Origin of the sequence: Zemynaea arenosa (assembly GCF_004614185.1) — a bacterium.
Taxonomy (GTDB): domain Bacteria; phylum Pseudomonadota; class Gammaproteobacteria; order Burkholderiales; family Burkholderiaceae_D; genus Telluria; species Telluria arenosa.
This window is the reverse complement of sequence record NZ_SPVF01000004.1, coordinates 1-6,784: the sequence shown is the minus strand read 5'-3', so window position 1 is coordinate 6,784 and position 6,784 is coordinate 1. Positions and strand designations below refer to the sequence as shown.

General features: G+C 67.3%; 6 protein-coding genes. 5 read left to right on the top strand and 1 reads right to left on the bottom strand.

All coding sequences use genetic code 11. From position 1 onward, the window contains the following. Nucleotides 1-73: 73 nt before the first annotated feature. The 4 genes from E4L96_RS00130 to clpB all read left to right on the top strand — a co-directional run bounded on the left by E4L96_RS00130 (nt 74) and on the right by clpB (nt 5,225). Nucleotides 74-1,651, top strand: coding sequence for a DUF349 domain-containing protein (locus E4L96_RS00130; RefSeq protein ID WP_135205213.1), 1,578 nt, complete (start codon nt 74-76; stop codon nt 1,649-1,651). Further along, a complete protein-coding gene (gene moaE, locus E4L96_RS00125; protein WP_135205212.1) occupies nt 1,648-2,106 on the top strand; it encodes a molybdopterin synthase catalytic subunit MoaE in 459 nt (152 codons plus the stop codon). The genes E4L96_RS00130 and moaE overlap by 4 nt, the downstream gene beginning before the upstream one ends. Beyond that, the gene (crcB, locus tag E4L96_RS00120) at nt 2,103-2,480 is read left to right on the top strand and encodes a fluoride efflux transporter CrcB (protein ID WP_135205211.1); all 378 of its coding nucleotides are present in this window, start codon (nt 2,103-2,105) and stop codon (nt 2,478-2,480) included. The genes moaE and crcB overlap by 4 nt, the downstream gene beginning before the upstream one ends. 129 nt (nt 2,481-2,609) lie before the next feature. Next, on the top strand, nt 2,610-5,225 hold the full coding sequence (gene clpB / locus E4L96_RS00115; RefSeq protein ID WP_135205210.1) for an ATP-dependent chaperone ClpB: 2,616 nt from the start codon (nt 2,610-2,612) through the stop codon (nt 5,223-5,225). A gap of 119 nt (nt 5,226-5,344) precedes the next feature. On the opposite strand, the gene E4L96_RS00110 is transcribed toward clpB, so the two are convergent. Then, nucleotides 5,345-6,139: an AraC family transcriptional regulator gene (locus tag E4L96_RS00110; protein ID WP_135205209.1), complete on the bottom strand. Its 795-nt coding sequence runs from the start codon at nt 6,137-6,139 to the stop codon at nt 5,345-5,347. Between the two features lie 116 nt (nt 6,140-6,255). Here E4L96_RS00110 and E4L96_RS00105 point away from each other — a divergent pair. Further along, on the top strand, nt 6,256-6,784 hold a 529-nt coding region (locus E4L96_RS00105; RefSeq protein WP_135205208.1), incomplete at its 3' end, for an MFS transporter.

Sequence of the window (6,784 nt, the reverse complement as noted above, 5' to 3'; positions counted from 1 at the left end):
GCCAGGATGCGGTTAGCGATGGCGAACCAGGTTTCCGACGGCAGCACCGCGCGCGAAGCAGCCGAAGCCGAATTTGCCGCCGCCGGACAAGGCCTTCCTCGACAAGGTGGACGCCTTCGAAACCGCCATTCAAGAGGGCGCGCTGCACGTCGCGGCCGACCTCGACAAGGAGCTGAAAGAGACCAAGGGCTTCCGCCTCGGTGCCGGGCTGACCGACCGCCTGGCCCGCGCCCGCGCCGAAATGAAACGCCTGAACGACTGGGCCCGCTGGGGTGGCAACATCTCGCGCGAGGAACTGATCAAGGCCGCGGAAGTGCTGAAAGACGCCAAGATGGCGATGAGCGAGCTGGCCCAGAAAGTCGGCAGCCTGCGCGACCGCTGGAAGAAGCTGGACACGGTCTCAGGCGCCGCGCCCAAGGCCCTGTGGGAGCGCTTCGACGCCGCCTGCACCGCGGCCTACGCGCCCGCTGCCGCCCACTTCAAGCACCTGGCCGACGAGCGCCACGCCAACGCCGCCAAGGGCCAGGCGCTGCTGGACGAAGCCAACGCCGAAGTTGGCCGTTTCCAGGTCGAAGGCTCGCACGACTGGAAGCACCTGGCCGCCACGGTCCAGCGCCTGACGCTGGCCTGGTCCCACCTCGGCGCCATCGACCGCAAAGAGAAAAAGCGCCTGGACACCGAATTCCACCGCGCCCTGCAGGTGCTGGAAGAACCCCTGGGCAGCCGCCGCGAGCACGAGCGCGAGCAGCGCGAGGCTTTGATTGACGAAGTCCGCAACCTGAACCCGCATGACCGCCACATGCTGGACGCCCTGCGCAGCGCCCAGGAGCGCTGGCAGCACGCCGCCAAGGCGCTGCCGCTGGAGCGCAAGGCCGAGCAGGCCCTGTGGCAGCGCTTCCGTGCCGCCTGTGACGAGGTCTTCAACCGCCGCAAGGAAAGCGCCCACGCCGCCGATGCCGAGCGCAAGGCCCACCAGGTCGCCAAGGAAGCCATCTGCGCCCGCCTGGAACAGCTGGATGACGTGAGCAACGCGCCCGCCGCGCTGCGCCAGGCCGCCTCCGAGTGGCACGCCATCGGCCCCGTTCCGCGCGCCAACGAAGCCAAGCTGGACAAGCGCTATCACGCCGCCATCTCCGCCGTGCAGCACAAGGTCGACTCTGCCCGCCGGGCCGCCAGCGTGGCCCAGGCCAGCCGCCTGCGCGACAAGCTGCGCCTGGTGCAGGAGCTGGAGGACAGCGTTGCCAACGGTGGCGACACCAGCACGGACTGGGAGGCCCGCTGGACCGCGCTGCCCGCGCTCCAGCCCGCTGATCTGGAAAGCACGCTGGAGCGCCGCTTCCGCGCCGCGCTCGATGCCCGCAACGGCAACCGCGACGGCTACGTCACCCAGCTCAAGGCCAACCAGACGCGCCTGATGGACGGCCTGCTGCGCCTGGAGATCGTGGCCGGGGTCGACAGCGGCGCCGAATTCGCGCGCGACCGCCTGCGCCTGCAGGTGGAAGTGCTGCAGACTTCGCTCAAGTCCGGGCAGAAGCCGGTGACCCAGTTCGCCCAGTTCCTGGAGCTGCTGGCCTTGCCCGCGCTGTCGGACGCCCGCAGCGCCACCCGCCTGGAACACCTCTACCCGCGCATCGGCCGGGATCATCGATGAACCGCGTGCAGGTGCAGACGGAGGATTTTGACCTCTCCGCCGAAGTGGCGCGCCTGCGCGCCGGGGACGCGCGCGTGGGCGGCGTGGTGACCTTCGTCGGCACCGTGCGCGACATGAATGACGGTTCGGCCGTCTCCTCCATGGAGCTGGAGCACTACCCGGGCATGACCGAGCAGTCGATCGAGCGCATCGTCGAGCAGGCCATGCAGCGCTGGCCGCTGTACAATGCCCGCGTCATCCACCGGGTGGGTCCGCTCCAGCCCCTGGACCAGATCGTCCTTGTCGCCGTCTCCGCCGCCCATCGCGGGGAGGCCTTTGCCGCCTGCGAGTTCATCATCGACTACCTGAAGACCGAAGCGCCGTTCTGGAAGAAGGAGCAGACCCCGTCCGGCGCGCGCTGGGTGGACGCCCGCGTCACCGACGAGACCGCCCTGCGCAAGTGGGCCGCCCGATGAGCTGGCTGGCGGTCGGGCTGGGCGCCGCCTTCGGGGCCTGGCTGCGCTGGGGCCTGTCGCTCTGGCTCACGCAATTCCACGCCCACATCAATTTCGGCACCGTGGCCGCCAACCTGACCGGCGGCTACCTGGTCGGCCTGGCGCTGGGTTTCTTCGGCAGCCACCCGCATATTCCGCCCGAGTGGCGGCTGTTTGCCATCACCGGCTTCCTCGGCGGCCTGACCACCTTCTCCACGTTCTCGGGCGAATCGGTGCTGCTGCTCCAGCGCGGGCAATACGGCTGGGCGCTGGCCCACATCCTCCTGCACCTGGCCGGATCGATCCTGTTCTGCGTGGCCGGGTTCGCCACCTGGCGGGCCGTGGCCAGCTCCTGACCTGCGGTTCCCGGGACGCTGCGCGGCGCCATTCGCCATCTCTTGCGCGCAAAATTGATTTGGATTCTTGAAAAGGCATCCGGTCAACCCTATCTTCGAGTCAACTTATGAATCGGGGAGAACCCAACCATGCGTCAAGATAAGCTCACCACCAAGCTCCAGGAAGCGCTGGCTGATGCGCAGAGCCTGGCGGTCGGGAACGACAACCAGTACATCGAGCCGGTCCACCTGCTCACCGCCCTCCTGAACCAGGACGACGGCGGCGCGCGTTCGCTGCTGCAGCGCGCCGGCGTCAACGTCCAGGGGCTGACCAACGCCCTGCGCAACGGCCTCGAACGCGTGCCGAAAGTGACCGGCACCGGCGGCGAGGTGCAGGTCAGCCGCGAGCTGATGTCGCTGTTGAACCTGGCCGACCGTGAATCCCAGAAGCGCGGCGACCAGTTCCTGTCCAGCGAGATGATCCTGCTCGCGCTTACGGACGACAAATCCGACGCCGGCAAGCTGGCGCGCGAGAACGGCCTCACCCGCAAGGCGCTGGAATCGGCCATCCAGGCCGTGCGCGGCGGCGAGAACGTGAATTCGCAGGACGCCGAAGGCCAGCGCGAAGCGCTCAAGAAGTACACCCTGGACCTGACCGAGCGCGCCCGCATGGGCAAGCTCGATCCGGTGATCGGCCGCGACGACGAAATCCGGCGCGCGATCCAGGTCCTGCAGCGCCGCACCAAGAACAACCCGGTGCTGATCGGCGAGCCGGGCGTGGGCAAGACCGCCATCGTGGAAGGCCTGGCCCAGCGCATCGTCAACGGCGAGGTGCCGGATTCGCTCAAGGGCAAGCGCGTGCTGTCGCTGGACATGGCCGCGCTGCTGGCCGGGGCCAAGTACCGCGGCGAATTCGAAGAGCGCCTCAAGGCCGTGCTCAAGGAGCTGTCGCTGGATGAGGGCATGACCATCGTCTTCATCGACGAGCTGCACACCATGGTCGGCGCGGGCAAGGCGGAAGGCGCGATGGATGCGGGGAACATGCTCAAGCCGGCGCTGGCGCGCGGTGAGCTGCACTGCATCGGCGCAACCACGCTGGACGAGTACCGCAAGTACATCGAGAAGGACGCCGCGCTGGAGCGCCGCTTCCAGAAGATCCTGGTGGAAGAGCCGAGCGTTGAGGCGACCATCGCCATCCTGCGCGGCCTGCAGGACAAGTACGAGCTGCATCACAAGGTGGAGATCACCGACCCCGCGATCATCGCGGCGGCGGAGCTTTCGCACCGCTACATCACGGACCGCTTCCTGCCCGACAAGGCGATTGACCTGATCGACGAAGCGGCCTCCAAGATCAAGATCGAGATCGACTCCAAGCCGGAGGTGATGGACAAGCTGGAACGCCGCCTCATTCAACTGAAGATCGAGAAGGAAGCCGTCAAGAAGGAGAAGGACGAGGCCTCGCGCCGCCGCCTGGACCTGATCGACGAGGAGATCGCCCGCCTGGAGCGCGAGTACAACGACTACGAGGAAGTGCTGAAGGCCGAGAAGGCGCAGGTGCAGGGCTCCACCCACATCAAGGAAGAAATCGAGTCGATCAAGCAGCAGATGGAGGAGGCCAAGCGCAAGTCCGACTGGCAGAAGGTGTCGGAGCTGCAGTACGGCCGCCTGCCGCAGCTGGAGTCCGAGCTGAAGGCCGCGGAAGCCGCCAGCAACGACGTGCATGCGGAAGCCAACAAACCGCGCCTGCTGCGCACCCAGGTGGGTGCCGAGGAGATCGCGGAAGTGGTCTCGCGTGCCACCGGCATCCCGGTCTCGCGCATGATGCAGGGTGAGCGCGACAAGCTGTTGCACATCGAAGAGAAACTGCACGAACGCGTGGTGGGCCAGGACGAAGCCATCAACGCGGTGGCGGACGCGATCCGCCGCTCGCGCGCAGGCCTGGCCGATCCGAACCGGCCGTATGGCTCCTTCATGTTCCTCGGCCCGACGGGCGTCGGCAAGACGGAGCTGTGCAAGGCGCTCGCCAACTTCCTGTTCGATACCGAGGAATCGCTGATCCGCATCGACATGAGTGAGTTCATGGAGAAGCATTCCGTGGCCCGCCTGATCGGCGCGCCGCCGGGGTATGTGGGCTACGAGGAGGGCGGCTACCTGACCGAGGCCGTGCGCCGCAAGCCGTATAGCGTGATCCTGCTGGACGAGATCGAGAAGGCGCACCAGGACGTGTTCAACGTGCTGCTGCAGGTACTGGACGACGGCCGCATGACCGATGGCCAGGGGCGCACGGTGGACTTCAAGAATACGGTGATCGTGATGACGTCGAATCTCGGCTCGCACAAGATCCAGTCGATGGACGAATCCGATCCGGCGGTGGTCAAGCTGGCGGTGATGGCGGAGGTGCGCGGGCATTTCCGGCCGGAGTTCATCAACCGGATCGACGAGATCGTGGTGTTCCATGGGCTGGACGAGAAGAACATCGGCGATATCGCGCGCATCCAGCTGCGCAGCCTGGAGAAGCGCCTGGCACAGATGGAAATGGGGCTCGATATGTCCGAGGAAGCGCTGCAGAAGATTGCGGAAGCGGGATATGACCCGGTGTATGGCGCGCGTCCGCTCAAGCGGGCGATCCAGCAGCAGATCGAGAATCCGCTGTCGAAGGCCATCCTGCAGGGGCACTATGGCCCGAAGGATGTGATTCCGGTGCGGGTGCAGGGCGGCGAGATCGTGTTCGGTGCGGCCGAGCATCACGAGGGCGCGCACGCGTAAGCGTAGTAGGTAGGTCTCCTAGCAGAGGGTTACGGCGGCTACGTGCCGCCGTTTTTTTTGGGGATCCGGTGATCCCCCCGCGCTGAGGAGGGTGACGGCGGCCGCGTGCTGCCGATTTTCTATCCGCCGCTACCGAAGAAGACTGTCGGCGGGGCGCCGAAGGTCTTCTTGAACATCGCGGTGAACGCCGACTGGCTCGCATAGCCCAGCTCCGCCGCCACCTGCGACAGCGGCACCCCGCGCGCAATCAGCGGCGCCGCATGCGCCAGCCGCACCTGCTGGCGCCACTGGTTGAAGCCCATCCCCAGCTCCCGGTCGAACAGGCGCGCCAGCGTGCGTTCGGACGCGCCGACATCACCAGCCCATTCGCCCAGCGTGCGTGCGCAATCTGGCTCGGCCAGCAGCGCATCGCACAGGGTGCGCAGGCGCTTGTCCGTCGGGAGAGGAATGCGGCTTGGTGTGGTCGGCGCCCGCGCCAGTTCGTCGAGGATCAGCTCTCCCAGCACGCGCTCGCGCGCACTGCCTTCGTTGGTGAAGGCGTCGCACAGCGCCACGATGGCCTCGCGCAGCAGCGGCGACACCTCCAGCACGCGGCACTGACCATCCGGGAAAGGAGATCGTGCGGCCAGGATGTCCAGGGGCCGCAGCTGGGTCTTTTCGATCACCACCACCTCATGCTCGACTTCCGCGGGAACCCAGATCGCGCGCTGCGGCGGCACGATCCAGGTGCTGCCGCCCGCATTCACGCGCAGCACGCCGGAGAGCGCGAACGTGAACTGGCCCCATGGATGCCGGTGCGGCGTGAGCACGTCCGCCGCCCGCAGGTCCCGCGCGCAGGCACGCACCGGCTGCCCGGGCGAGGGGCCGCGCTTGTTGGGGCGCAGGGCGGTGTCGGTGCGGACGGTGATGGCCATGGCGGTGCTTCCACAGGGTTGTCGGTTTCGCGACAAATTATGTCCCGCTGGCGGAAAACTGTCGAGCCAAACCTGCCTACACTGGCTGCCGTTCGCAACCAAAAGCACGTTCCCACATGACTTCTTCCTCCCTCCGCCAGGACGCGCGGGTCATCGGCCTGGTGGGCCTGGCCCATGGCGTCTCGCACTTCTATCACCTGATCCTCGCCGCGCTGTTCCCGTGGCTGAAGGCGGGCTTCAACTTGACCTATGCCGAATGCGGCTTCCTGATGACGGTGTTCTTTGTGGTCTCCGGCGTGGGGCAGACGCTGGCCGGCTTCGTGGTCGACCACGTCGGCCCGCGGAAGGTGCTGTTCGCGGGGCTGGCGCTGTTGGGCGTCTCGGCGCTGGTGCTGGCGGCGGCACCCAACTATCTGATGCTGCTCGCCGGCTCGATGCTCGCGGGCCTGGGCAACAGCGTGTTCCACCCGGCCGACTACACGCTGCTCGGGCAGCGCGTGTCCAAGGAGCGGATGGCGCATGCGTTTTCGGTGCACGGCATCAGCGGGAACCTGGGCTGGGCCGCCGCGCCGCTGTTCCTGGCCGGGACGGCGGCCGTCTCGGGGTGGCGCAGCGCGCTGCTGGCGGCGGCGGTGATTCCGCTGG